This is a genomic window from Parasaccharibacter sp. TMW2.1882 (assembly GCF_023337635.1).
Lineage (GTDB): Bacteria > Pseudomonadota > Alphaproteobacteria > Acetobacterales > Acetobacteraceae > Bombella > Bombella apis.
Window position 1 is genome coordinate 38,222 of record NZ_NWUT01000003.1, and the last position, 26,151, is coordinate 64,372.

The 26,151-nt window shown below is 58.1% G+C and carries 23 protein-coding genes; 10 read left to right on the forward strand and 13 right to left on the reverse strand.

Annotation, left to right across the window (positions count from 1 at the left end; translation table 11 throughout):
- Window positions 1-148: 148 nt before the first annotated feature.
- The 4 genes from speD to miaA form a co-directional block, all read right to left on the reverse strand.
- Window positions 149-628 carry an adenosylmethionine decarboxylase gene (gene speD / locus CO583_RS07750; RefSeq protein ID WP_043559194.1) on the reverse strand — a complete coding sequence of 160 codons (480 nt, stop codon included), beginning with the start codon at window positions 626-628 and terminating at the stop codon, window positions 149-151.
- A 188-nt stretch (window positions 629-816) separates the two neighbouring features.
- Window positions 817-1,836 (reverse strand): ketol-acid reductoisomerase, encoded by a 1,020-nt coding sequence (ilvC, locus tag CO583_RS07755; protein WP_043559191.1) that lies wholly within the window; start codon window positions 1,834-1,836, stop codon window positions 817-819.
- A 137-nt stretch (window positions 1,837-1,973) separates the two neighbouring features.
- Window positions 1,974-3,752: a biosynthetic-type acetolactate synthase large subunit gene (gene ilvB, locus CO583_RS07760; RefSeq protein WP_248630713.1), complete on the reverse strand. Its 1,779-nt coding sequence runs from the start codon at window positions 3,750-3,752 to the stop codon at window positions 1,974-1,976.
- A gap of 39 nt (window positions 3,753-3,791) precedes the next feature.
- Window positions 3,792-4,775, reverse strand: coding sequence for a tRNA (adenosine(37)-N6)-dimethylallyltransferase MiaA (gene miaA, locus CO583_RS07765; RefSeq protein ID WP_248630715.1), 984 nt, complete (start codon window positions 4,773-4,775; stop codon window positions 3,792-3,794).
- Window positions 4,776-4,819: 44 nt separating this feature from the next.
- Between miaA and serB the strand changes: the two genes are divergently transcribed.
- Entirely contained in the window at window positions 4,820-5,713 is an 894-nt protein-coding gene (gene serB / locus CO583_RS07770; RefSeq protein WP_043559182.1) for a phosphoserine phosphatase SerB, read from the forward strand.
- Between the two features lie 65 nt (window positions 5,714-5,778).
- Here serB and CO583_RS07775 read toward each other — a convergent pair whose 3' ends face one another.
- The gene (locus tag CO583_RS07775) at window positions 5,779-6,315 is read right to left on the reverse strand and encodes a DUF721 domain-containing protein (RefSeq protein ID WP_249103343.1); all 537 of its coding nucleotides are present in this window, start codon (window positions 6,313-6,315) and stop codon (window positions 5,779-5,781) included.
- A 137-nt stretch (window positions 6,316-6,452) separates the two neighbouring features.
- On the opposite strand from CO583_RS07775, the gene CO583_RS07780 reads away from it, so the two are divergent.
- Window positions 6,453-7,538, forward strand: coding sequence for an A/G-specific adenine glycosylase (locus CO583_RS07780; protein WP_249103344.1), 1,086 nt, complete (start codon window positions 6,453-6,455; stop codon window positions 7,536-7,538).
- A 97-nt stretch (window positions 7,539-7,635) separates the two neighbouring features.
- Here the strand turns inward: CO583_RS07780 and wrbA are convergent, their stop codons facing one another.
- Window positions 7,636-8,232, reverse strand: a complete 597-nt coding sequence (gene wrbA, locus CO583_RS07785) for an NAD(P)H:quinone oxidoreductase (protein WP_154981079.1) — start codon at window positions 8,230-8,232, stop codon at window positions 7,636-7,638.
- A gap of 134 nt (window positions 8,233-8,366) precedes the next feature.
- On the reverse strand, window positions 8,367-9,284 hold the full coding sequence (locus CO583_RS07790) for a LysR family transcriptional regulator (RefSeq protein ID WP_248630719.1): 918 nt from the start codon (window positions 9,282-9,284) through the stop codon (window positions 8,367-8,369).
- 143 nt (window positions 9,285-9,427) lie between these two features.
- Here CO583_RS07790 and CO583_RS07795 point away from each other — a divergent pair, with 143 nt between their 5' ends.
- Window positions 9,428-10,129, forward strand: a complete 702-nt coding sequence (locus tag CO583_RS07795) for a pirin family protein (RefSeq protein WP_192848669.1) — start codon at window positions 9,428-9,430, stop codon at window positions 10,127-10,129.
- Between the two features lie 98 nt (window positions 10,130-10,227).
- Window positions 10,228-10,863, forward strand: coding sequence for a hypothetical protein (locus CO583_RS07800; protein WP_043559167.1), 636 nt, complete (start codon window positions 10,228-10,230; stop codon window positions 10,861-10,863).
- A 94-nt stretch (window positions 10,864-10,957) separates the two neighbouring features.
- Here CO583_RS07800 and CO583_RS07805 read toward each other — a convergent pair whose 3' ends face one another.
- Window positions 10,958-12,397, reverse strand: coding sequence for a catalase (locus CO583_RS07805; protein WP_043559164.1), 1,440 nt, complete (start codon window positions 12,395-12,397; stop codon window positions 10,958-10,960).
- Window positions 12,398-12,689: 292 nt separating this feature from the next.
- Window positions 12,690-13,703: a CorA family divalent cation transporter gene (locus tag CO583_RS07810; RefSeq protein WP_154981076.1), complete on the reverse strand. Its 1,014-nt coding sequence runs from the start codon at window positions 13,701-13,703 to the stop codon at window positions 12,690-12,692.
- A gap of 358 nt (window positions 13,704-14,061) precedes the next feature.
- Between CO583_RS07810 and ahcY the strand changes: the two genes are divergently transcribed.
- Entirely contained in the window at window positions 14,062-15,360 is a 1,299-nt protein-coding gene (ahcY, locus tag CO583_RS07815; protein ID WP_043559515.1) for an adenosylhomocysteinase, read from the forward strand.
- An 87-nt stretch (window positions 15,361-15,447) separates the two neighbouring features.
- Window positions 15,448-15,828: a DUF3597 domain-containing protein gene (locus CO583_RS07820; protein WP_086431613.1), complete on the forward strand. Its 381-nt coding sequence runs from the start codon at window positions 15,448-15,450 to the stop codon at window positions 15,826-15,828.
- Window positions 15,829-15,921: 93 nt separating this feature from the next.
- Here CO583_RS07820 and sucB read toward each other — a convergent pair whose 3' ends face one another.
- Window positions 15,922-17,040, reverse strand: coding sequence for a dihydrolipoyllysine-residue succinyltransferase (gene sucB, locus CO583_RS07825; protein ID WP_248630721.1), 1,119 nt, complete (start codon window positions 17,038-17,040; stop codon window positions 15,922-15,924).
- A 151-nt stretch (window positions 17,041-17,191) separates the two neighbouring features.
- Between sucB and CO583_RS07830 the strand changes: the two genes are divergently transcribed.
- From CO583_RS07830 to rho, 3 genes are all read left to right on the forward strand, one after another.
- Window positions 17,192-17,818 (forward strand): gluconate 2-dehydrogenase subunit 3 family protein, encoded by a 627-nt coding sequence (locus CO583_RS07830; RefSeq protein WP_248630722.1) that lies wholly within the window; start codon window positions 17,192-17,194, stop codon window positions 17,816-17,818.
- 437 nt (window positions 17,819-18,255) lie between these two features.
- Window positions 18,256-19,800 (forward strand): GMC family oxidoreductase, encoded by a 1,545-nt coding sequence (locus CO583_RS07835; protein ID WP_227431473.1) that lies wholly within the window; start codon window positions 18,256-18,258, stop codon window positions 19,798-19,800.
- 289 nt (window positions 19,801-20,089) lie between these two features.
- Window positions 20,090-21,400, forward strand: coding sequence for a transcription termination factor Rho (gene rho / locus CO583_RS07840; protein WP_043559152.1), 1,311 nt, complete (start codon window positions 20,090-20,092; stop codon window positions 21,398-21,400).
- 228 nt (window positions 21,401-21,628) lie between these two features.
- Here rho and cydB read toward each other — a convergent pair whose 3' ends face one another.
- The 3 genes from cydB to CO583_RS07855 all read right to left on the reverse strand — a co-directional run bounded on the left by cydB (window position 21,629) and on the right by CO583_RS07855 (window position 24,766).
- Window positions 21,629-22,648, reverse strand: coding sequence for a cytochrome d ubiquinol oxidase subunit II (cydB, locus tag CO583_RS07845; protein ID WP_043559149.1), 1,020 nt, complete (start codon window positions 22,646-22,648; stop codon window positions 21,629-21,631).
- A 1-nt stretch (window position 22,649) separates the two neighbouring features.
- Window positions 22,650-24,065, reverse strand: a complete 1,416-nt coding sequence (locus tag CO583_RS07850) for a cytochrome ubiquinol oxidase subunit I (RefSeq protein ID WP_248630723.1) — start codon at window positions 24,063-24,065, stop codon at window positions 22,650-22,652.
- Between the two features lie 239 nt (window positions 24,066-24,304).
- Complete coding sequence (locus CO583_RS07855) at window positions 24,305-24,766, reverse strand: methylated-DNA--[protein]-cysteine S-methyltransferase (protein ID WP_081562444.1); 462 nt, start codon at window positions 24,764-24,766, stop codon at window positions 24,305-24,307.
- 88 nt (window positions 24,767-24,854) lie between these two features.
- On the opposite strand from CO583_RS07855, the gene mnmE reads away from it, so the two are divergent.
- Window positions 24,855-26,147 carry a tRNA uridine-5-carboxymethylaminomethyl(34) synthesis GTPase MnmE gene (gene mnmE, locus CO583_RS07860; RefSeq protein ID WP_248630777.1) on the forward strand — a complete coding sequence of 431 codons (1,293 nt, stop codon included), beginning with the start codon at window positions 24,855-24,857 and terminating at the stop codon, window positions 26,145-26,147.
- Window positions 26,148-26,151 lie beyond the last annotated feature (4 nt).

The following is a 26,151-nucleotide window of genomic DNA, read 5'->3' on the forward strand; positions in this document are numbered from 1 at the left end:
TGCCGCCCTCCATCACGGGGAGGCCGGCACAGACGCCGCTCCTTACCCCTGCTCCCCCTCCAGCATGGACGCTGGCCAGCGAACAGGAACACTCCATGGAATCCATTGGAAATTGAGGGAAAAACCCCCTGGCCTTTCCCTATCCGGTTTACCGGCCCGTATGCCGTGTCGAGCTGACACGTCCACGCCTGAAAGCATCAATCTCCACACGTCCTGCCTGAAACAGCTCCTGCATGACAGGGACGGACATGTTGGGATCGCACACACCGCACATGAAAATGTCGACAGCGGCGAAATGACGCTCGGGCCATGTATGGATGGAAATATGGCTTTCGGCCAGTACCAGCACACCAGATACACCGCCATTGGGTGTGAAATGGTGGAAATGACCATGCAGAATGGTCGCCCCGGCTGCCTCGGCAGCACGCCTCAGAGTGGCGTCAATCTGATCGGGGTCATCCAGATTTCTGGCATTCCAGAAATCGATGAGGAGATGGTTCCCTGCGTAGGTGATCCCATCACGCTTGATGAAAAAGTCCTTACAATCAGCGATTGTATCGATTGCCTCAGTATTCTGGATATCTCTCGGAAGGTCCGATTCCATCCCCAGTCGAGCAAGTGCGTCCATAACGTACCCCTGAACCAGCAGATTGCCGCATCCTCCCCCAATGAAGGAGCGGAAGGGTTGACCTCTAGGGGAATATAACCCTCAACGCAACTCTATTCTTTCTTTCTGAACAGAAAATGCCCAAATGAAGCCACAATAAAAAATGGGGAGGAAAATCCTCCCCATTCGTAAAGACCGGTCATCGGACCTCAGTTGCGGGTCTTGTCAACCAGCTTGTTCTTGGCGATCCACGGCATCATCTCACGCAGTTTTGCGCCAACCTGCTCAATCTGATGCTGTTCATCACGGGCACGGGACGCCTTGAAGCCCACATTACCGGACTGGTTCTCCAGAATGAAGTTGCGCACGAAGGTTCCATTCTGGATGTCCTTCAGCACCTCACGCATGGCCTCCTTGGCGGCCGGGGTCACAACGCGCGGCCCGCTGACATACTCACCATACTCCGCCGTATTGGAGATGGAGTAGTTGACGTTGGAAATGCCGCCCTCATACAGCAGGTCCACAATCAGCTTCATCTCATGCAGACACTCGAAATAGGCCATCTCCGGTGCGTAGCCTGCTTCCACCAGTGTCTCAAACCCGGCCTTGATCAGCTCGATCGTACCACCACACAGCACAGCCTGCTCACCAAACAGGTCTGTTTCCACTTCCTCACGGAAGCTGGTCTCAATCACGCCAGCACGGCCGCCGCCAACAGCGGAAGCGTAAGCCAGAGCTACATCCTTGGCCTGGCCGGAAGCATCCTGATGCACGGCCACCAGGCAGGGCACACCACCGCCACGCTGGTATTCAGAACGCACAGTGTGGCCAGGGCCCTTCGGAGCGATCAGGAACACGTCCATCTCGGGGCTCGGCTCGATCAGACGGAAATGGATGGCCAGACCATGAGCAAACACCAGAGCCGTGCCGGGCTTCAGGTTCGGGGCCAGCTGTTCCTTGTACAGGGCGGCCTGGCCTTCATCCGGTGTCAGGATCATCACGACATCAGCCCAGGCTGCGGCTTCGGCCGGGGTAACGACACGGAAACCCGCTGCCTCCGCCTTGGCCTTTGCCTTGGATTCCGGGCGCAGCGCCACAACGATATCCTTCACACCGCTGTCACGCAGGTTGTTGGCATGGGCATGACCCTGGCTGCCATACCCGATGATGGCGACCTTCTTTTCACAGATCAGATTGATGTCTGCATCACGATCATAATAAACACGCATGACTTTTTTCCTTCCTCACAACGGGTGCAGGCCCCTCAATCATCCTGCCCCAGATGGGGAGACACTCCCCGGACATGAAACACTCCATCCAGCCTTCCCGCCCCGGAACAGGAGCAGGATGACCGGCAAAACTTCATTCAGACGAGGCGTTTGCCTTCTTCTGTCAGCTCGGCCCCACCGAAAACACGCCCCGGCCCCAGAAGCATCTGGTCATGGCTGGCCCCGGACGGGATCATCGGGAAGCAGCATTCTTCCTGCTCCACATGCACATCCACCAGCACCGGTCCCTCATGGGTCAGCATGGTCTCGATGGCCTCATCCAGCCCGCCCAGCGTCTCGACCCGCAGACCACGGATGCCGAACGATTCCGCCAGCTTCACGAAATCCGGCAGGGCTGCACTGTAGGACTGGGAATAGCGGGAATCATGCACCAGCTCCTGCCACTGCCGCACCATGCCCATATACTGGTTGTTCAGGATGAAGATCTTCACCGGCAAGCGGTACTGGGCAATGGTTCCCAGCTCCTGAATATTCATCAGGGTGGATGCCTCGCCGGCAATATCAATCACCAGCCCGTCAGGGTGGGCGATCTGTGCCCCCACGGCAGCAGGCAGACCGTAACCCATCGTGCCCAGACCACCGGATGTCAGCCAGTGATTGGGCTCATCAAACCCGAAATGCTGGGCGGCCCACATCTGATGCTGCCCCACCTCGGTGGAAACGAAGCAGTCCCGCCCGCTGGCCTTCACCTGCTCATACAGGCGGCTGATGGCATATTGCGGCTTGATGGTGGCCGTGGCGGCCCCGTCCTGCTCGAACCCGAAACCGTCAACAGCCCGCCACTGGTCGATCTCCTGCCACCAGCCGGACAGGTCCGGGGCTGCACTGTCTCCCCAGCCTTCCAGAAGAGCGTGCAGCGTGGCCTTCAGGTCCCCCTTCAGAGCCACATCAACCTTGATGATCTTGCCGAATTCCCGGGGATCAATGTCCGCCTGTATCTTGAAGGAATGGGGAGAGAACCCGTCAACACGGCCCGTCACCCGGTCATCAAACCGGGCACCCAAGGCGACCAGTACGTCGCAGTCATGGGCCGCCATGTTGGCTTCCACGGCACCATGCATGCCCAGCATCCCCAGAAAATGATCACTGGAAGACGGATAGGCCCCCAACCCCATCAGGGTGGATGTCACGGGGAAACCGGTCTTCTCTGCCAGCTGGCGCAGCAGCTTTGCCGCCTCCGGCCCGGCATTGATGACACCACCACCAACATAAAGCAGAGGCTTGCGGGCCTTCTTCATGGCCTCGACGGCCTGGCTGACCGCCTGAGCATCCAGAGCCGGAGTCGCCTTTCCCTCTGCTGCTTCCGCCGGACGGGGCGGCAGGGGTGCTTCGGACACCGTGATGTTCTTGGGCAGGTCCACCAGAACCGGGCCGGGACGGCCGGAACGGGCCAGAGCAAAAGCCTCCCGGATTGTTGGGGCCAGAGCCTCGGCCTCCCGCACCTGAACACTCTTCTTGGTCGCAGGCCGGGTGATGCCCACCATGTCCGCTTCCTGAAACGCATCCTTGCCGATCAGCGGCACGGGCACCTGTCCGGCCAGACAGACCAGCGGGATGGAATCCATCTTCGCATCCATCAGGCCGGTCACGGCATTGGTCGCACCAGGGCCGGATGTCACCAGCACCACACCGACCTTGCCGGTGGAACGGGCATAGGCCTCGGCCGCATGGGTTGCCGCCTGCTCGTGCCGGACCAGAATGTGCCGGATCTTCTTCTGTTTGAAGAGAGCATCGTAAATGGGAAGGACCGCACCGCCGGGATAACCGAAAATGACATCCACGCCTTCTTCCTCAAGAACACGCAGAATGACTTCAGCACCTGTTGCCATCATGGGAGCTGTCTCGCTGGCAGGCATGGCGTCTGTCCTTTCGCCGTTTAACGCAACGCTTCTGCTCTATCGTTCCGGAGCGGGTCCGTCAATTCTGGATGATATAAAATATTCAATTTCGCGCATTTTTTTACTCGAAAAGAACTCTCTTCCACTGGTTCTTTGAAATATTATTTCGTCATCTCCCTCCCGGCTCAGCCTATGGTGCCGGAACCATGTAGCCTGCCGGCGGGTATAGCGGCCAATGGCACGGGTAGCAGCCAGCCGGGCGTCCTCCAGGCTGCACTGCCCCTCCAGCACCTGTCCCAGCTCCGGCACACCATGGGCACGCATGGCAGGAAGGCTGGAGGGCAGGTTCTGCTCCCGCAGGGCCGCCACCTCCTCCAGCGCACCAGCGGCCACCATGTCATCAAAACGCCGGACAATGGAAGCCCGCAGCTCGTCCCGGGGGGGATCAAGCTGAAGTGAGATGAAACGGCAGGGTGCCGCTGGCAGTGCCCTATCCTCCTGCCATGAGGCCAGCCCTCGCCCGGTTCCTGCCAGAACCTCCCAGGCCCGGCTGATGCGCTGGGAATCCTGCGGGTGCAGGCGGGAGGCCGTCTGTGGGTCGGCCTGCATCAATTTTTCGTGCAGTGCCTCCGGGCCGATCGCCTCCAGCAGGGTCCGGGCCTCCTGCCGGGCTGCTTCTCCGGGGTCGGGGACCTCCACGAGGCCATCCGTCAGGGCACGGAGATACATGCCCGTGCCACCACAGAGGATGGGCAGCCGCCCGGCGCTACGGCAGGCGGCGATTTCTGCCAGAGCCTGCTCCCGCCACCAGGCCACACTGCCGGGTATGGCTGCGGGCAATACCCCGTAAAGACGATGGGGAATGGCTGCTTCCTCTTCCTCCCCGGGGCGGGCAGTGAGGATGCGCAGCTCCCTGTAAACCTGCATGGAATCCGCATTGATGACCGTACCACAATACAGGTCTGCCAAATGAAAGGCCAAAGCCGACTTGCCCGAACAGGTCGGTCCCGCCACAATGAGGGCGTTTTCAGAAGAGTTCATACACCTATCCTGCCATATCTTCTGATCTTTTAGCGAGAGATGTCATGTCCCTTCCCTGTGTTCTGACTCTTGTTGCCAATCGCCGCCATGGGACCCTTCCCAAAGAGGCGATCGACATTGCCCGCAATCTTGTCAAAGGTGAGCCGCCGGTCGTTCTGTCCGAAGGCGAGGCCGTTGACATTTTCTGCCCGACACCCGGGCCCGGCGATGCCACGCCTGCAACAATCCGTGCCGCCCTGGCTCCCTACAAGGTTGATGCCATTCTCACCAAGACCCGTGGCCGCCGCAAAGCCGTGCTGGTGTCCGACATGGACAGCACCATCTTCGATGGCGAAACGCTGGATGATCTGGCCAAGGCAACAGGCACGGGCGACTATGTAGCCGAAATCACCAAGCGTGCCATGAATGGCGAGATGGAGTTTGATGAATCCCTCCGCAAGCGCACCATCGGCCTGAAGGGCCATCCTGAATCCCTGCTGAAGGATGTTCTGGAACATCTGCCTTTCACTGATGGTATCAGGGAGCTGGTGCAGACCATGAAGGCCAATGGCGCACGCACGGCCCTCATCTCCGGTGGGTTCGACTGGTTCACCGAGCGGGCTGCCAGGAAGCTCGGCTTTGATGAACATTACGGCAACCAGCTTGAGATCAGGGACGGCATCATCACCGGCCAGCTGATCGGCAAAATCCTCGGCCCGGATGCCAAGAAAGAACATCTGGAGACCATCTGTGCCGAGCGGGGCGTCAAGCTCTCTGCCAGCCTGACAACAGGTGATGGTGCCAACGACATCCCCATGCTCAAGGCAGCAGGTCTTGGCATTGCCTATCACGCCAAGCCGAATGTCCGGCAGGTGATTGAACAGCAGGTCAACTTTACCGGGATGCGGACGCACCTCTTTGCGCAGGGCTACACGGCTGCCGATATCGTGACCGACTGACATATCCTCCCATTGTCCCCGTGTCTTCGGCCTCGGGCCAATGACACGGGCATGGCCTGCCGCCCTCAAAAGCGGCGGGCTTTTTTTGTCCCCTGTTTTTTGGCCCGGATATGCCCACCAAGACGCTCCAGCGTTTCTTTCAACCCGGCATCCTCGATACCATTTACGGGAACTGGCGCCGCATCCTTCCATTTCTTCTGGGGCCTGTGGGACGGTTTACGCTGGACAGGCCGATCCTGTAACAGCTTGATCTGTTTCAGCGCTTCATCTCCATAAAGACCACAGGCTGTGTTGATGTTGGCCAGAAGACGGGGCGCTGCGTACTGCATCTCCACCGCTGCCGGACCACAGCAGCGTATGGTCAACACGCCGGGCCGCAGGCGGCAGGGTTCGCTCACCTCCGCCAGCGCTGGACCGACCAGCGTCTCCCACTCCATGAGCAGACGCACGAACAGCGGTGATTTCTTGCGGAAAATGGGTTTTGTCAGGGGGGGCAGCAGGGCCCCGATCATCCGGCCCTTGCCCCGACGGTAATCGCCCCAGCCCTTGCCATCCGCTTTCCGGTCCTGCCCCGATGCTGATGAACGGGCAGTTTTTTTCATTCCTGTTTCATCTGCCATCCGACCCATCCCAGTATGCTGCGTACGGACTCTCCATACCATCATCACGGGAGCAGACGGAAACGTTTCAGCAAGGCCAGCCCTTGCCCCGATGCTGTTTCTTCGTCATAGACACCGGCGTGACACCTGATGCTTCCCTCCTTCTCCATTGGTATGACCATCATCGCCGTACCCTGCCCTGGCGTGCCGCACCCGGACAGCAGGCGGACCCGTACCATGTCTGGCTGAGCGAGATCATGCTCCAGCAGACAGTCGTGCAGACGGTCATTCCCTATTACCAGCGGTTTCTAGCCCGCTTTCCGACAGTTGATGCTCTGGCGGAAGCGCCGCAGGAAGAGGTGCTCCAGCTCTGGGCCGGGCTGGGCTATTACGCACGGGCACGAAATCTTCATGCCTGTGCTCAGGCCGTTCATAAGCTGGGAGCCTTTCCCCGTACGGTCGAAGGATTGCAGACACTCCCCGGAATCGGGGCCTATACATCCCGGGCCATTGCCGCCATTGCCTTCAATATTCCGACCGTTCCGGTTGATGGCAATGTGGAGCGCATCACGGCCCGCCTCAATGCCGTGGAAGACCCGCTGCCCGCTGCCCGCCCCCTGCTGGCCCGTCTTGCCAGCCATCTGAATGACGATCCGGCAGCACAGGCCCGCCCTTCCGATTTTGCTCAGGCCCTGTTCGACCTTGGGGCGAGCCTCTGCTCGCCCCGCTCACCCTCCTGTCTGACGTGCCCATGGCGGGACGGTTGCCTCGCCCGAGCCCGCAACATGGCTGAAGCTCTCCCTGCCCGACAGAAGAAGAAAGCCCGCCCGACCCGTCATGCCATTCTTTTCCGTGTCATCGATCCGGAAGGCCGTGTCCTGCTCCGCTCACGACCGCCGAAAGGCCTGCTGGGAGGAACGGACGACCTTCCCGGCACACCATGGTCCGAAAGCCAAAGCACGCCTTCGCCTGCACGACTGGCCGAAACGGCCTTTACCCGCTACGCCCCCTTGCAGGCACAGTGGGAAGATTGTGGAGAGGTCAGACACATCTTCAGCCATTTTACGCTGCTTGTCCGCATCTATGGCTGCACGATACCAGCACAGAGCAATTATCCGATTCCTCCGAAGCATGGCCGGTTCCGCTTCCTGAAGGAGGCAGTTCTCTCCAGCGTGATGAAGAAATGCCTGCTGGTTGGCGACCGGCACAGGCCTGTCCCGGGCTGATCATGTTTCACATGAAACACTGAAAACAGACATGGGGGCCGCAACCCGGCCCCCATGTCCGTCTCTTCTGTGCGTGAATAAAGGCTTTCGGAAAAACTCAGGCCAGCTTCCTGACCAGTCCGGCCACATGCCTGCCAAGGAAACGGGCCCCCTCTAGGTCTGTCTCGCTCGGCTGGCGGGAGCCGTCACCATTGGCAATGGTTGTGGCCCCATAAGGAGCGCCACCTACGATCTCGTCATTACGCATCTGCCCCTGGAAACTGTAGGGCAGACCGCTGATGACCATGCCATGATGCAGCAGGTTGGACATCAGGGAATAGAGTGTCGTTTCCTGCCCACCATGCTGGGTTGCCGTGGAGGTGAAGACAGCCCCCACCTTGCCGATCAGCTCCCCTTTGGCCCAGAGACCACCGGTCTGATCCCAGAAATTGGCCATCTGTGCCGGCAGACGCCCGAAACGGGTCGGAGCCCCGATGATGATACCATCATACTCGACCAGCTCAGCCGGCGTTGCAACAGGTGCGTCCTGTTCCAGCTTGAAGTGATGCGCTCTGGCAGCCTCCTCCGGCACCAGCTCTGGCACACGCTTCACAACGGCCTCTACGCCCGTTGCACGTACACCTTCGGCAATGCTGTGGGCCATGGTCTCCACGTGACCGTAAGATGAATAATAAAGCACGAGCACTTTTGACATGACGATACATCCTTGATCTGTCGGTCTTTCCCGCTACCGGGAACACTGAAACCTTCACAAGAGGTAACGCCACCTTTCCAGACTGGATATAGAAAATCGGGAAAGGATGCTTTTCGGATTTCATCAGTCCGCTTTCAGTCGGACAGCCGCCATGGCGGTGTGCTGAACTGGCGGATGAGATGCTCCATGAGCAGGCTCACCCTCTGAGGCCGCAGCTTTGTGGCGGATGTGACGAGATAAAGGGCAATGTCGTCCGCCTTCCAGCCCGGCATCATTTCCTGCAACCGCCCCTCCTGCATGGCTTCACTCACCATGAAATCCGGCATCAGTCCGAAGCCAAGCCCGGCCTCCAGCGCTGGCAGGAATCCTTCCGCATTGTCGGACTGGAGTCGTGCCGTCTGGGACAATGTATGGACTGCCCCTGTCGCTTTTTCCATCAGCCGGATGGCCCCGCATGATGCCCCGTTGACATAGACAAAGCTCTTCCTCCCCTCCAGTTCCCGCGGATGGGCAGGCTCACCCTGCTGGGCCAGATAGTCCGGGGAGGCCACAAGCAGGCGTCGTACCGTACATACCCTGCGGGCCCTGAGCGCCGAATCCTCCAGAGCCGCAATGCGGATCGCCACATCATAACCTTCTGAAACGAGATCCACGAAACTGTCCGTAAACGTGATGGCAATATCAATCTCCGGGTAGGCCCTCAGGAAAGATGGCAGAGCTGCGGAAACATACCGAAGCCCGAAGGTAGTTGGAGCCGTCATCCGGATCAGACCGGAAGGACGGATACGGCCACCCCGCACCTCATTCTCTGCCGCTTCCGCCTCCATGAACATGCGATTGGCCCGCTCCAGCGCAAGCTGCCCTGTCTGTGTAAGGGACATATGCCGGGAATTGCGGCTGAACAGGGCGACACCAAGAGACTGCTCCAACCGACTGATCGCTTTTGAGACAGTGGGGGGTGAAAGATGAAGTTCCCTGGCAGCCTGCGAGAAAGACCCATGCTCGGCCACCCTGGCAAAAATGGCCCACGCCTCGAAATCCGGCAATTTCATAATTCCGTCCCCTCCTGCCAGCCTCTGGCTGCTGACAGGTCATGATGCAAAATATGGAAAGAATGTCTTTCTTTCATGCCTGTGTGATCCGCTCTCTTCACGCCTTACATGGTGGGTGAGCTGAACCAGCAAGGAATGACACCATGATTGATATTCGCCCCTTTGACCAGCTCGGCCATGCCTCACATGGGTGGCTGGATGCCCGGCACCATTTCTCTTTCGCCCATTATCTGGATCATGACCGCATGGGCTGGGGGCGCCTGCGTGTCTGGAATGATGATACCATCGCCCCCGGCACCGGGTTTGACACCCATCCCCACCGGGACATGGAGATCATCACCTATGTCCGCCAGGGCGCCATCACGCACCGGGACAGTCTCGGCAACACGGGGCGGACCGAGGCTGGAGATGTGCAGGTCATGTCCGCTGGAACGGGCATTTTCCACAGCGAATACAACAATGAACCCATCCCCACACAGATATTCCAGATATGGATCATCCCGACAGACAAAGGGCACGGACCATCCTGGGCGACACGGCGTTTCCCCAAAGGAGAGCAGACAGGCCAGTTCACCGTTCTGGCGTCTGGTCATGCCGATGACAAAGATGCCCTGCCCATCCATACTGATGCCCGTGTTCTGGGGCTTTCCCTCCAGAAAGGACAGCAGGCCAGTTACGCCTTCATACCTGGCCGACTGGGTTATCTTGTTCCTGCAAAAGGCACCCTGCTGCTGAATGGGCAGACCATCACGGCACGCAGTGGGGCGGCCATTGCAGGGGAAGACACCATCACGCTTGAAGCACTGGAAGATTCGGAAATAATTCTGGTAGATACGACATCATGATCTGACAGCTCCCTGCCCGGAAAGAAGGATGTTCCATCTGGCATGTTTCCCGTGAAACATATAAGCCTGTAGGGAATCCGGGCAGGGAGCCACATTGCATGAACACTGATCACACGGACCAGACCACCTCTCCGCCCCTGTGGCTGCTGGATGCAACAGGGCAGATGCTGGGCCATGATACCCTCAATGACAGGATCATCCGGCAGCTTTTTGATACCCGGGCCGTGCCAGGATTGAGCCTCCATCTACAGTCCCCCCTGACACGGCGCAATTATGCTTCCTCCCCCATCCGGGCCCGTTTCAGGAAACAGGCATCCCTGCCCTTTCCCCTGCCGGAAATTGACGTTTTCTCCACATTGCAGGACAGCATCGCCCTGCGTTGCGTAGACGGCAACCAGGGTTGGATCAGCATTGGCACCGATCTCCATGAGATTCATTTCGATGCACCGAAGATGACCCCACTGGGGTATTTCCTGCCTCTGACAGGTGAGGCCCTGCTCGGACTTGCCATGCTCTTTGACCGGGGCCTGGCCAGCGTCCGGACAGCTGATGGCACGATGATCGGCCCGGCCTCCTTCCTTTCGGAAAAACCTCACGGGCTGGCACTCGGCCCCATCACGACATGTCTGGCTGACCATCTGGAGACGCTCATCCAGCTTGGCAGGCTTCCGCCGGGGCAGGAACTCTCCCATTCCTTCGGGCAGGACCATCTCACCTTCCGCCGGGCAGACTGATCCGACATGAAAAAAGGCTCTCCGGCATGATATCCGGAGAGCCTTTTAACTGTTCCCCTTCCGGTCATACCGGAAGAGGAAGCGAAAAGCGGTTTCAGCCCTTCAGTGCCTTGCGGACACCTTCAGCATAGGCCGGGTCAACCTTTTCGAAGAGACCCAGCTGACGCTCGACGATGTTCTGCGGCACGCCAGCCATGGCACCGGCAATGTTGTTGTACAGGCGCTGTTTCTGGGCATCATCGAAGAGATGATACAGAGCACGCGGCTGTGCAAAGTCATCACCATCGCTACGGTGATCGTAGTAGGTGGCGTCCCCGCTCACGCGCAGCGGCGGCTCCATCGCAGCCTTGTCTTCAACCGGACCACCGAAGGAGTTCGGCTCGTAGAAGTCGCCATCGCCACGCTTCGGCTCATCAAAGCGCATGGCACCATCAAGATGATAGTTCTTCACCTTGAACTTCGGACGGTTGATCGGCAGGGACTCGTAATGTGTGCCGACACGGTAGCGGTGAGCATCCGCATAGGCGAAGATACGGCCCTGAAGCATCTTGTCCGGAGAGAAACCGATGCCCGGCACGATGTTGGACGGGGAGAAGGAAGCCTGCTCAACCTCGGAGAAATAATCATCCGGGTTGCGGTTCAGTTCCAGCTCACCGACTTCGATCAGCGGATAGTCCTTGTGGGACCAGACCTTGGTCACGTCAAACGGGTTGAAGTTGACGCGCTCGGCCTCTTCCTCTTCCATCACCTGGATGTAGAACGTCCATTTGGGGAAGTTCCCCTTCTCGATGTTCTCGTACAGGTCTTCCTGGGTGGACTCACGGGTTTTGGCCACGACCTCAGCAGCTTCCTCGGTCGTATAGAACTCATGGCCCTGCTGGGTCTTGAAGTGGAACTTCACCCAGAAGCGCTCACCCTTGGCATTCCACAGTGAATAGGTGTGGCTGCCATACCCGTTCATGTTGCGGATGCCCTTGGGGATGCCACGATCGGACATCAGGATCGTCACCTGATGCAGGCTCTCCGGGCTGAGGGACCAGAAGTCCCAGGCTGCCGTGGCGGAACGCAGGTTTGTGCGGGGATGACGCTTCTGCGTATGGATGAAGTCCGGGAACTTGATGGGATCACGGATGAAGAAGACCGGGGTGTTGTTGCCCACCAGGTCCCAGTTGCCGTCATCCGTGTAGAATTTCAGGGCCCAGCCACGCACGTCACGCTCGGCATCGGCAGCACCACGCTCACCGGCCACGGTGGATGCACGCAGGAACATGTCCGTCTTCTTGCCGACCTCGGAGAAGATGGATGCGCAGCTGTACTTCGTGATGTCCTTGGTGATGGTCAGCGTTCCATGAGCACCAACGCCCTTGGCGTGCACGGTACGCTCCGGGATGCGCTCACGGTTCTGATGAGCGAGCTTCTCGATCAGCTGATAGTTTTCCAGCAGAAGCGGTCCGCGAGGACCGGCAGACTTGCTGTCCTGGTTGCTGACCCAAGGGGCACCAGCGGTCGTGCGAATGATATTCTTATCAGACATTCAAGGACTCCTACCTTTTATCTGACCATGGAAAATAGGTAACATCCGGAGGAAAAGGAAAATGATTGATCCTGTTTCACTAATAAACAGTCCTGATCCAGTCCGATATCAACCCTCGATTAGGGAAAGTAGGCAGGTTTTCGAACAGTGTCCATCCCCTCTTTCTTCAAAAATAATGTGAAGTTCTATTTGATCAATGTCATTGAACAGAGACATCACCTCAGTTTATGAGAATGATATGCAATAACGTATTCCTGTTTATTTCAGTCATCAGCAGGACCAGTCAGCTTCCTCAGAACAGTCGGGCCATTTTCATGAAAATGAAGGTCACGGCCATGGCAACCACACACAGCCCACCAGCAAAAATGGTCCCCAACCCACCAGAGGCCAGAAACATGCCCCCCGTATTCATGCCGAAGAACCCCGTGACCAGCGTGGCCGGCAGCATGAGGGTCGTCACGATGGACACGATGCACAGACGGCGGTTTGTTTCTTCCGCCTGGCTGGAAGCCAGCTCATCCTGTAGGGAACGGGCCCGATCCTGCAAGGCAATGAGATCATCAAGGGCTGCGTGAATCTGCCGTTCAGCCCGGTCCCGCAGATCATCCTCGGCCCATTCCGGCAGCTCGAGGTCTTCATCCCGCAGGACACGGTCGATCGGCATGACAACACGCCGCAGCTCTGTCGAGCGGCGCCTCACCTTACCCACGATACCACCAAGATGCCCAAGATCGGACCCGTGGACAATGGCCAGCAGAACATCTTCCGCCCTGTCCAGCTCGTCATCAAGCTGGGCCAGCTGGCGGCGGACCGTCCCGGTAAAATCCCGCAGGACACGGTCTATCACCCCAGCCGGATTGCGGGGTACCCCCTGTGTCTGGAGAGACCGGTAGGCCGACCCCAGTACGGGAATGGGCGTGCGCCGTGTCGTGATCAGGATATTCTGCCGCATGGCAAAGCGCCAGGCACAAATCTCCCGGTCTTCCTCCGCCAGGGCATCGTCAAAGGCGGGCAGGGCCCCCCAGACCGTATCATCGGCAGCTTCAAGGGCAATGCCGTAATCCGTTTCCGCCAGCATGGTCCCCACATCTTCCGGCATCCCCGGCAGCCGCCCCACATGGGTACGGGCAGAACTGTGAACCGTATCGAAATGCAGCCAGCACCAGCCATTCTCTCCGGACGCCGCCTCATAGCCTTCTTCCCCGGGAGACTGGAGGATACGCTGCACGTCCTCGGCATCCAGCGGCATGATCCCCTGCCCCGGCACGGCACGGACAGCCCAGACAAGGCCCTTGATCCGGGCCATGGGGTGGGCCTCCTTCAGGGACGGGTCAAGCACTGTAAAAGGAAAATTCGGAACAGTATTGTCGGGCACAGCCACCCCCCATTACAGTTTTCCTGCCCGGACTGAAGGCGGCAGGACATCCCTTTGCACCGGGAAGAGCCAAGGCTCCAGACACATGAATACCGCCCGTTCTCTGACACGTTGCCCGATGGGACGCAATATGGATGACACCATTTTGTAACGGAAAACTGTTGGTCCGTTCTTCTTTCCAGCCTTACGGCAAGGCTCTATAGTTTCCCGGTGCAGGAACCGCATGGAGGCCTCGCCTGCCTGCTGTTCCATCCATGATCATCAACTGCCAAAAACCAAGGAAACACATATGGCTACGCAGGACTACAAGGTTCGTGACATGTCCCTGGCCGACTGGGGCCGCAAGGAAATCTCCATTGCCGAGGGCGAAATGCCGGGCCTGATGGCCCTCCGCGAGGAATATGGCGCCAGCCAGCCGCTGAAGGGCGCCCGGATTGCCGGCTGCCTGCACATGACCATCCAGACCGCCGTGCTGATCGAGACGCTGATCGCCCTCGGTGCCACAGTCCGCTGGTCCTCCTGCAACGTATTCTCCACCCAGGACCAGGCAGCTGCCGCCATTGCCGCCGCCAACATTCCCGTTTTCGCCTGGAAGGGCATGAACGAGGAAGAATTCATCTGGTGCATCGAGCAGACCATCAAGGGGCCGGATGGCTGGACCCCCAACATGATCCTTGATGATGGTGGTGACCTGACAACCCTCATGCATGAGAAATACCCCGAGCTCCTCAAGGAGGTCCGTGGCATTTCCGAGGAAACCACGACGGGCGTGCATCGCCTCTGGGACATGGAGCGCAAGGGGCTGCTCAAGGTTCCGGCCATCAATGTCAATGACAGCGTGACCAAGTCCAAGTTCGACAACCTCTATGGCTGCCGTGAGAGCCTCGTGGATGCCATCCGCCGTGGCACCGATGTCATGATGGCCGGCAAGGTGGCTGTTGTGGCCGGTTATGGTGACGTGGGCAAAGGCTCTGCCGCTTCCCTCCGCAGCGCAGGCTGCCGCGTGCTGGTGACGGAAGTTGACCCGATCTGCGCCCTTCAGGCTGCCATGGAAGGTTATGAGGTCGTCACGATGGAAAATGCCGCTCCCCGTGGCGACATCTTCGTGACCTGTACCGGCAACGAGGACATCATCACCATCGAACATATGCGTGAGATGAAGGACCGGGCCATCGTCTGCAATATCGGGCATTTTGACAGCGAGATTCAGGTCTCCGCCCTGCGCAACCACAAATGGACCAACATCAAGCCGCAGGTTGATGAGATCGAGCTGGCCCCGAACCGCCGCCTCATCCTTCTCTCCGAAGGCCGTCTGGTCAATCTGGGCAACGCCACAGGCCATCCGTCCTTCGTGATGTCCGCCTCCTTCACCAACCAGACGCTGGCACAGATCGAACTCTGGAATGCAAAACCGGGCCAGTATGAGGCAGGAAAAGTTTATACTCTGCCAAAAATCCTTGATGAAAAGGTTGCCGCTCTCCATCTTGCAAAGGTGGGCGCCACGCTCTCCAGAATGACACAGGCTCAGGCGGATTATATCGGGGTGTCCCCCAACGGGCCGTTCAAGCACGACCTGTACCGTTACTGATCCTTTCTGTCACTGTTCCCTGCCATCATTTCCGATGGCAGGGTCATAACCGACCAGTCATTCCTGCTTTCAGGGAAGGAACATATCATGGGTCTTTTCAACGACATCGTTTCCAAGGTTTCCAGCTTCGCCACGAGCCTGTTCGGCTCTTCTGCCAAGGCGGCGGATACGGCACAGCCAGCTGCCGGTGCTGCGGCTCCGTCCATCGCACAGGTGGATGTGGATGCCGTTCTGAAGGAACTGGCCGCCAAGGCTGGCCAGCCTCTGAACTACAAGGAATCCATCGTCGATCTGCTCAAGCTCCTGGGCCTCGACAGCTCCCTGCAGGCCCGTCAGAGTCTTGCTGACGATCTGCACTATACCGGGGACAAGAACGACACGGCCACGATGAATGTCTGGCTCATCAAACAGGTCTATACCGAGCTTGCCAACAATGGCGGCAAAATCCCTGCTGGCTGGGGCCACTGAGTCCATATCTGGTCGGTATCCCTGTAACTGACCAGATGAAAAACCCCTCCGTCCAAATCATGGGCGGAGGGGTTTTTTCGTACCTGATACCTGTCAGATATCCAGCAGCAGACGACGGGGGTCCTCGATCAGCTCCTTGAGCCTCACAAGAAAACTGACCGCTTCCCGTCCATCCACCAGACGATGATCATAGGACAGGGCCACATACATCATGGGCCGGATGACAACCTGCCCATCCCGGGCCACGGGCCGGTCCTGGATGGCGTGCATCCCCAGCACACCGGACTGCGGTGCATTGAGAATGGGCGTGGACAGCAGGGACCCGAAAATCCCGCCATTGGTGATGGTAAAGCTGCCACCTTCCAGTTCTTTCAGGGCAAGGCCACCCTTACGAGCCCGTTTGCCATAATCGGCAATGCGGCGCTCCAGCTCGGCAAAACCAAGTGTCTCGGCCTTCCGCAGCACGGGCACGACCAGTCCCCGTTCCGTCCCCACGGCAATGCCCAGATTGACATGATCCTGATAAACGATCTCATGTCCTTCAATCCGGGCATTCAGCACCGGAAAATCCTTCAGGGCCCCTACGACAGCACGGGCAAAGAACGACATGAACCCCAGACGGGCCCCCTCATGCTTCTTCTCGAACAGCTCCCGATACTGGCTCCGCAGCGCCTTGACGGCACTCATGTCAATTTCATTGAACGTTGTCAGAATGGCGGCACTGTTCTGGGCTGCCTTGAGATTCCGGGCAATGGTCTGACGCAGGCGGCTCATCGGCACACGCCGCTCCCCCGTTCCCCTGTCTTCGGGAAGGGAGGCCACCGGTTCAGCCACAGCAGGAGCCGGATGAGTGACAGCTCCTCCCGTCACCACGGGCTGCTCTCCCTCTGCTGAAGCAGCTGGACCATGGTCCGTCACATCCTGCACCACGTCCTGGCTGTCCTGCTGCCTGTTTTCCTCAACCGCAGGGGCTGCTGCCTGATCATCCACGAATGCAATGACCTGCCCGACCTCAACATCCGTTCCTTCCGGCAGATCATGGCTCAGTGCCCCGGCTGCCGGAGCCGGCACATCCAGCGTGACCTTGTCCGTTTCCAGCTCAAGAACCATCTCACCAGCCTTCACGTAATCGCCAGACTGTCTGAGCCAACGCATCACGGTTGCCTGTTTCAGGCTTTCACCAAGCACAGGGACTTTAATCTCAACCGTCATCGTGACTCCTGTCCTTCCAGAACTTGAAACATGGTCCCGGCCTCCCACCTCCCGGAAGAGACCCGGCCTCTCATTAGCCTTATATCTCCCTATGAGGCTATAGGGTAAAGCCTTCTCTTTGTCTTTTCACTTTTCCAGCAGGAAACCTTTCATGACCAGAACCCTGCCCGCTTTTCTTCAGTCAGACCACATATCCTCTCGGACACGCACTGCCCTGCTCGAAAGAATGGAACAGGAACAGGGCCAGAGGAAACATCTTTCCCCAGAGGCTTTTCAGCTTCTTGAGCTGGTCTGTGATGACATTCTGCCACAGGCACCACTTCTGGGTGAGCTGCATCTCAATCTGGCAGTCATGATCGATCAGGCTCTCGCCGGGCCTGGAGATGGATGGCGTTTTGCCGATCTGCCGACAGATATGGCCGCCTGGGAAGATGGTCTTGCCTCTCTGGAACTGTATGCCCGGGGCCTTTTTGGACAGGATTATGCCTCTCTTGACACGGATCAGCGTGGTACGCTGCTGGACAGGGCTTTTGATGGCTCCCTGCCGGTCAATGCTCAGGCGCCTTTTTCAGCCTCACAGATGAAGTTGTGGAGTGGTGATCTCCGCAACCAGATCGTTGCAGCGTTTCTGGCGCATCCGATTGCACAGGACCGGCTTGGAATTTCCTCCAGCCTGACTGGTGGAGACAAGGAAATTCAAGGGTTTTCGGCTGAATCACTGACAAAAAAAGAGGCTTTTGAGCCGGAAAATGAGCGCCGTTTTTCAAAAATGGGATGAAGGAGAATTTCAGGGCTTTTCCGCCTCTGGAAGAAACAGGAAAAAGGGATCGTAGGGACATGAACCAAGGTCTTTCTTCATGGCGGCAAGCCAGTCTGGAGCTGGAATGGAAGAAAGGACAGCCAGACAACACAACATATGAATTTACAAATCTTAGATTTAGATGTTGTTGAAAGACCTTGTGGAAACCGGGGTACCCGGCTTTCGAAAAATGTACCCCAGCTTACTCACAGTGTGTACAACCTCTGAAGGCAAGTTAGAGCAAGGGGTGCAGAACGTTATCCCTCTTTTTCCACAATGAGGCTGTGTACAATCCCCGTTTCATAAGGGGGTACAGTACCGTCCCCGGTACTCGGTACCTCTCCCGCTTCGGGCCGTACTGTCCCCATGTACCCCAGTACGAACATCTTTGATCCATAAGTGATGGAAACAGTTGCATGATGCAGAAAACGCATAATGATTTTTCACAGGAAACTGCCGATGTTGTCGTCATCGGGACGGGCGCTGGCGGCGCACCGCTCATTGCGCGGCTTGCCATGGCAGGGCGGAAGGTCGTGGCGCTGGAAGCCGGCCCTTCTTTCAAGGCCAGGTCCCACACGCCGGATGAGCCGACAGCACAGGAACTGTACTGGCTGCATGAGCGTCTGTCTGGTGGGGGAACACCGCAGGCCTTTGGGGGTAATAACAGTGGAACAGGGATTGGGGGGTCCCTGCTTCATTACGGGGCTTTCCTGCCGCGCATGGATCCCCGGGATTACCGCCTGTACAGTGAGAGCGGGAAAGGGGTGGACTGGCCTTTCGGAGCCGAAGAGCTTCAGCCTTACGTGGAAGAGGTGGAACGCTTCATAGGTGTGAGTGGCCCAGCGTCTTATCCCTGGGATGAGAGCCGCCATTATGCCTATCCGCCCGCAGCACCCAACAATGCCGCCCTGAAGATGCGTCAGGCCTGTGACAATGTAGGGCTGCGTCATGCAGATGGTCCTCTGGCTGTCATCACGAAAGCTCATGACCAGCCTCATTTTGGCCGACGGGAAGCCTGCGTGAATTGCGGTGCCTGTCATCAGGGCTGCCGGAACGGGGCGAAATCGGGCGTGGACAACACCTATCTGCCACTGGCCTGTGCCCATGGGGCTGAACTGCGTCCTGGCTGCATGGCGACGGGATTTGAGCGGGACAGCCAGGGGCGGATCACGGCGGTCATCTATGTCCGTGACGGACGGGAGGAACGGCAGAAATGCCGGGCTGTTGTCCTGTCTGCCGGAGCGGTGGAAACGGCCCGCCTGCTGCTGAACAACGGTCTGGCGAACAGTTCCGGGCAGGTGGGACGCAATTACATGACGCATGTATCCACGCAGGTCTGGGGTGTGTTTGATGAAGAAACCCGGCCCAACAAGGGTTACCCATCCCTGACCATTTCCGAAGACATGCTGAGGCCAAAGGATGCCGACTTTGCGGGAGGGTATCTGCTCCAGTCCCTGGGCATGATGCCGCTCACATGGGCTGCCAATCTGGTCCGGGCGGATGGGCGCCGTGGTGAGGCCCTCAGCCGCACGCTGGCAGCCTACAATTACAGTGCGGGTATCGGGATGCACGGGGAAAGCCTGCCACGGGATGAAAACCGTGTGACCCTGTCTGATGAAAAAGACGCTTTCGGTCTGCCCAAACCACGGATCGACCATACATACGGCCCCAATGAGGACGCCATGCATCGCCATGCATCCCGCCTGATGGTGAAGATGTGGGAGTCCATCGGGGCGAAGGACATCCGTGTCATCAGCCGGGCCGCACACATGATCGGCACCTGCCGGATGGGAACCGATGCAGGAGCGGCCGTGGTCAATCCATATGGGCGCAGTTTCGACATCGACAATCTGTGGATCAGCGACCACTCCACCTTCCCGAGTTCCGGTGCGGCCAATCCGGCCCTGACAATCATGGCCCTTGCCCTGCGTACGGCGGATGCCATGCTGAAAGTGGTCTGAAAGGCTGGCCCTGCCCCGCAAGGAGGGCCCGCTTGACAGTGCGGCCCTCTTTCACCTAGGAAGAAAGCCGACCTGATGGTGGCGGCGTCCTGCTTTGCCTTCCGGGTCATCTCCTTCGCACCGGAAGGCAGTTTTGCCAGTTCCCTGTGGGGCGGCAGCCCTGACTGTCCCTGAGGTCCGGCATGCCCCGTGGCGCATGGTCCTGCCGTGCGGGTACCCGGCCTGTATTCTGGTTTTTCGTCTATTCCGATTAGTTACCCCACCGGGGCATATCAAGGCGCATCATTTCATGCATCTCGCCGAACTGAAGAAGAAATCCCCTGCTGATCTGCTGGCTTTTGCTGAAGAGCTGGAGGTCGAAAATGCATCATCCCTGCGCAAGCAGGACATGATGTTTGCCATCCTCAAGACTCTCGCCGAGCGTGAGCAGGCCATTTATGGCGAAGGAACGCTCGAGATCCTGCCGGATGGTTTCGGCTTTCTGCGCAGCCCGGAAGCCAATTATCTGCCCGGCCCGGATGATATCTATGTGTCTCCGGCCCAGGTGCGCCGCTTTGCCCTGCGGCCTGGTGATACGGTGGAGGGTGAGATCCGGGCGCCCCGGGATGGAGAGCGCTATTTTGCCCTCCAGAAGGTCAATACCATCAATTTTGAGGCACCGGAGCAGGTCCGTGCCCGTATCAATTTCGACAACCTGACCCCCCTCTTCCCCGAGCGCCGTCTCCGCATGGAAACCGAGCCGACAGGGGAAGCTTGCGCTGCTCCGGCTCCTGCCAAGGGCAAGGGGCGTGATCGCAAGGACCAGAAGGATTACACCTCCCGTGTGATTGATCTGGTCTCTCCCATCGGCATGGGGCAGCGTGCCCTGATCGTTGCACCGCCGAGAACGGGTAAGACGGTGATGCTTCAGAGCATTGCTGCTTCCATTTCTGCCAATCACCCGGATGTGTTCCTTATCGTTCTGCTGATTGATGAACGGCCTGAGGAAGTGACGGACATGGCCCGGTCTGTTCGTGGTGAGGTCGTTTCCTCCACCTTTGATGAACCGGCCCACCGCCATGTGCAGGTGACGGAAATGGTGCTGGAAAAGGCGAAACGCCTTGTCGAGCACAAGCGTGATGTGGTCATCCTGCTGGATTCCATTACCCGTCTGGCCCGGGCCTATAACACGGTCGTGCCCTCATCCGGCAAGGTGCTGACCGGTGGTGTGGATGCCAACGCCCTTCAGCGGCCGAAGCGTTTCTTCGGTGCGGCCCGTAACATCGAGGAAGGTGGCTCGCTGACCATCATTGCCACGGCCCTGATTGATACAGGTTCCCGCATGGATGAGGTCATCTTTGAAGAGTTCAAGGGCACGGGCAACTCCGAGCTGATGCTGGACCGCAAGCTGGCAGACAAGCGCACCTTCCCGGCCATCGACATCACCAAGTCCGGCACCCGCAAGGAAGAGCTGCTGGTGGACCGGGCTTCCCTCTCCAAGATGTGGGTCCTGCGCCGTATCCTTGCTCCGATGGGCACGATGGATGCCATGGACTTCCTGCTGGACAAGCTGCGTTACAGCAAGACCAATCAGGACTTCTTCGATGCGATGAACAACTGATTAACAGCCTGGTCTGTTGTCCATGAAAGAAAAGGCGGGGCCATGCATATGGCCCTGCCTTTTCTGTAGGTGAAGTCCATGTCAGACCATCAGCCATGGGGGATCAGAAGGTGAAGGAAGCTTGCCATCAAGATGATGGCAAGAGTGCCTATTCCCCAGAGGGCCAAGAACCACGCTAGACGTTTGGAGAAGGAGGCTGGCACCTTCTTCTTATCGTATGTGGTGAACTTAGTGATATCCATCGGCTTTTGTGACCTTTCCACGGAAAAGATAGTAGGAATAGATCGAATATCCCGTGATGATGGGGAGCAGGATGACGGTCCCGACGAGCTGGAAAAGCTGGCTGGGAACTGGAGATGCTACATCCCACAGGGTCAGGGTTGGTGGTACAGCGTAGGGCCAGATGGTAATGGCCAGGCCAACCAGGCTGAGCAGGAACCATCCAATGGCGCACAGGAAAGGCGTGATGGCGTGTTCCTTGTCTAGGGTCCGCCACATCAGGAAACCGGCCAGTGCCACCAGTAGAGGAACAGGCAGGCCGAACAGAATGTTCGGAAAGGCAATCCAGTGATGGAGATAGGGCGCATGGAGAAACGGCGTCCAGCAGCTAACAGCAATGATGCAGAGAATCATCAGAATGGATAATCTCTTGGACCAGCGGCGGCATCGTGCTTCCAGTTCATCGGATGTGCGCCAAACGAGCCAGGTCGTACCAAGAAGAGCATAACCTGTAACAACGGACAGGCCACAAAGAACGCTGAACGGTGTCAGCCAGTCCATGGCTCCTCCGGCAAAGGCACCGTGGCTTGTATGCACCCCCTGAACGTACCCGCCAAGAATGCAGCCCTGACAGAAAGCGGCAAGTGTGGACCCTGCCATGAAGCCCGTATTCCAGAAGGCCCGATGGTTGGGTGAGTGCGCCATGATGCGGAACTCGAATGCAACACCACGGAAGATCAAAGCCCCCAGCATGATGATGATGGGGATATAGAAGGCAGGCAGCAGCGTGCTGTAAGCACCGGGGAAAACACCGAACAGGGTTGCTCCACCCAGAACCATCCATGTTTCATTACCATCCCAGACGGGGGCAATCGTGTTGATCATGATGTCACGATGCTCCGGTTTTTTCTCGAAAGCAAAGAGCATGCCAATTCCCAAGTCAAAGCCATCAAGGATGACGTAGACCGAAATGGCCAGAATGACGATGAACGCCCAGATGAAGGGAAGATAGAATGCAAGGCCGGACATGTTATGACGCATCCTTGTTCTGAGAGATCGTATGATGATGGCTACCTAGGATCATGATGTCATCGCTGGTGTTGTCAGCAGCTTCTGGGGTGGCCCGTAGCAGGCGGATGAGCATCAGGAGGCCTGAGCCGAAAACAAAGAGATAGACCGCAACAAAAAACAGCATGGAGAAAGACAGGCTGGAGAGTGCCAGCGGTGAGGCGCTGTCTTTCGTGCGAAGCAGGCCATAGACCGTCCATGGTTGCCGCCCGACTTCTGTCGTAACCCAGCCACAGAGCAGAGCCAGAAACCCAGCTGGTGCCATGGTGAGTATCACCCGCAGGAAAAGAGGATGGTCGAACAAACGCTGTCGGCGCCGCAGCCAGAGTGACCAGAGGCCGCAGAGCAGCATAAGCCCCCCTAGGGCAATCATGATGCGGAAAGAAAAGAACACGATTGGTGCTGGGGCCCGCTGGTCTGCCGGATAATCTTTCAGGCCGGGTACCTTGCCGTTGATATCATGGGTCAGGATGAAGGAGCCCAGTAGCGGAATCCCTATGGCGTAATCCGTACGTTCTGTCTTCATGTTCGGGATGCCGAACAACAGTTCAGGGGCTCGTGTTTCGCTTGTCCAGTCGCCTTCCATGGCGGCAATCTTGGCGGGCTGATATTTCAGGGTGTTCAGCCCATGCATGTCGCCCGCTATGATCTGGAGAGGGGCTGTGATGACAATCATCCAGAGGGACAGGGAGAACATGAGGCGGATCGTACTGTCTGCCTGTGTACCTTCCTTTTTGGCCTTGAGCAGATGCCATGCACCTGCGGCAGCTACCGTGAAGGCCACTGAAAGCATGGCAGCCAGCCCCATATGGGTGATCCGGTAGGGAAAGGATGGATTGAAGATGATGGCCAGCCAGTCATGGGGCAGGAAATGGCCTGTCTTTTGGTCAATGACATAGCCTTGTGGGGTTTGCATCCATGAGTTGGATGCAAGGATCCATGTCATGGAGATCAGCGTTCCTGTAGTGACAGCACAGGTTGCAAAGAAATGCATTCTGCGGCCGACACGGTTCAGCCCGAACAGCATGACACCAAGGAAACCAGCCTCCATAAAGAAGGCCGTCATGACTTCGTAAGAGAGAAGCACGCCTGTGATGGGCCCTGCCTTGGCAGAGAAGCCTGCCCAGTTGGTACCGAACTCGTAGGCCATCACGATGCCAGAGACGACCCCCATGCCGAAGACGATGGAGAAGATTTTCAACCAGTATTTAAAGAGATTCAAATAACGGTTATCATTCGTTTTTAACCACATGCCTTCAAGAAAGGTGAGGAATACAGATAGACCGATCGAAAATGCTGGGAATATTATATGTACGCCAACGGTAAAGGCGAATTGTATTCGTGCGATTGTGAGAGGTAACTCATGGTCATTAACCATATATAATCATTCCTTTTCGTTGGAATGGGAGGAATTTGACATTTTTTCATTATTGATTTTGGCGAGTTTTCAACAATTGATTTTATTTTTCTTCTTATAAATATTTTTTAAATAAAAAATTCCCGTCATTTTTTGCGGGGTCAGGCCGATGGCAGGTGATGAAAATTTGCCATCATATTTTTGTAAGATCATGTGATGATCAGCTTTGGCAATAAGGTAAGGCTGGATGATCCCGTGTTTCAGGAACTGGATGCTTCTTGTTCCAACCCCAGTAGGAAGGCCTTGCTCTCTGCGCCTTCAAACCCGCTATAGTCACCATGGCCCCTGCCGTGGGAGGGCAGGACACGGTGGCAGGGGATGAGAATGAGTAGCGGGTTGCGGGCCACGGCCTGACCGATGGACTGCGGGCTTCCACCGACAGTTTTGGCCAGGTCGCCATAGGTCCGGGTCTGCCCGTGCGGAATGGCACGCAGGGCCGCCCAGACACGTTTCTGATAGGCCGTGCCATCAAGCATCAGTGGAATGGACTGGAAATCCACCGGCTCTCCATCAAAATAATCCTGCATCATGTCCCGCACTTTCAGCAGGAGGGGCGTCTCACTCTGGTCCCGGCCCCAGCCTTCATCAAGGGAGACGATCTGCCCCTCTTCTTCGCTGAGGGTCAGGGCACCGAGGGGAGAATGGAAAGAAAGCTGTGGCATGGCTGTCAGGCTGCCCCTTTTGCGGGAGAGCGTCAATTCTTTCTTTGGCCCGCTGCTTTTCGGGCATGAGTGCTGTATGAAAGGCGGCATGACATCATCCAGCATTTCCACCAAGACGGTTTTTGCGTTGGCGACAGGCCCGGTGCAGGGGGCGATTGCGGTCATGCGGGTCAGCGGGCCGGAGAGTGCGGCCCTGCTGGCAGCTCTCTGTGGTGCCCTGCCAGCTCCCCGTCATGCCAGCCTGCGGGCCTTGCGGCATGAAGGTGACGTGCTGGATCACGCTCTCGTCCTCTGGCTGCCGGGGCCTCGGTCCTATACGGGGGAAGACAGCTTCGAGCTGCATCTTCATGCCGGTCCGGCCATCGTGGAGGCAGTGGCGCAGGCCCTTGTTTCCCTTGGTGCCCGCCCTGCCGAACCGGGAGAGTTCACCCGTCGGGCCGTGCAGGCAGGACGGATGGACCTGTTGCAGGCCGAGGCCATAGCCGATCTGATTGAAGCCGATACGCAGGCCCAGCGGCATCAGGCCCTGAAACAGGCTGATGGTGCCCTGAGCCAGCTTTACACAGAATGGGCGTCCCGCCTGCGGCAGGTTCTAGCCCAGCAGGAAGCCCTGATCGATTTCCCGGATGAGGAACTCCCCCTGGAGGTGGAAGACGCCCTGCTGGGTGACTGCCGGACCCTGGCGGAAGAGATGCAGGCCCATCTGGCCGATGAACGGGGCGAGATCGTCCGTGATGGTCTGAAGATCGTTCTGGCGGGGGCACCGAATGTGGGAAAATCCAGCCTGCTGAATGCGTTGAGTGGTCAGGATGCTGCCATTGTCACGCAGAAAGCGGGTACGACACGGGATGCCATCGCCGTGGACTGGATGATAGAGGGCATCCGTGTCCGGCTGATTGATACGGCAGGCGTGCGGGAGACGGAGGATGAGATCGAGGCGGAAGGCATCCGCCGGACCATGCGGCACGTGAAAGAGGCCGATCTGCTCTTTCATCTTGTCGGGCCGGGGGATGAGACGCCCCTGCTGGCGGATCACGCCATAAGGCTGCGGACGAAGACGGACCTCGCCCCGGCACGGGAGGGTGAGCTTGGCATCCATACGAAGGATGAAGCCGGTCTGGCTCCCCTGAAGGCATGGCTGAAAGCCCATCTGGCCCGTCTCATGGCTCAGCGTGGCACCCCGCCCCTGACCCGTGCCCGCCATCGGGCAGGGCTGAAGGAGGCACAGGAACATCTGACCCGTGCGCTGGAAGCCCCATGGCCGGAGGTGCGAGGAGAGGAGCTGCGCCTGGCCATGCAGGCCCTTGGCCGGTTGACGGGCCATGTGGATGTGGAAGCCCTGCTTGATACGATTTTTGGCCAGTTCTGTATAGGAAAGTGACGTT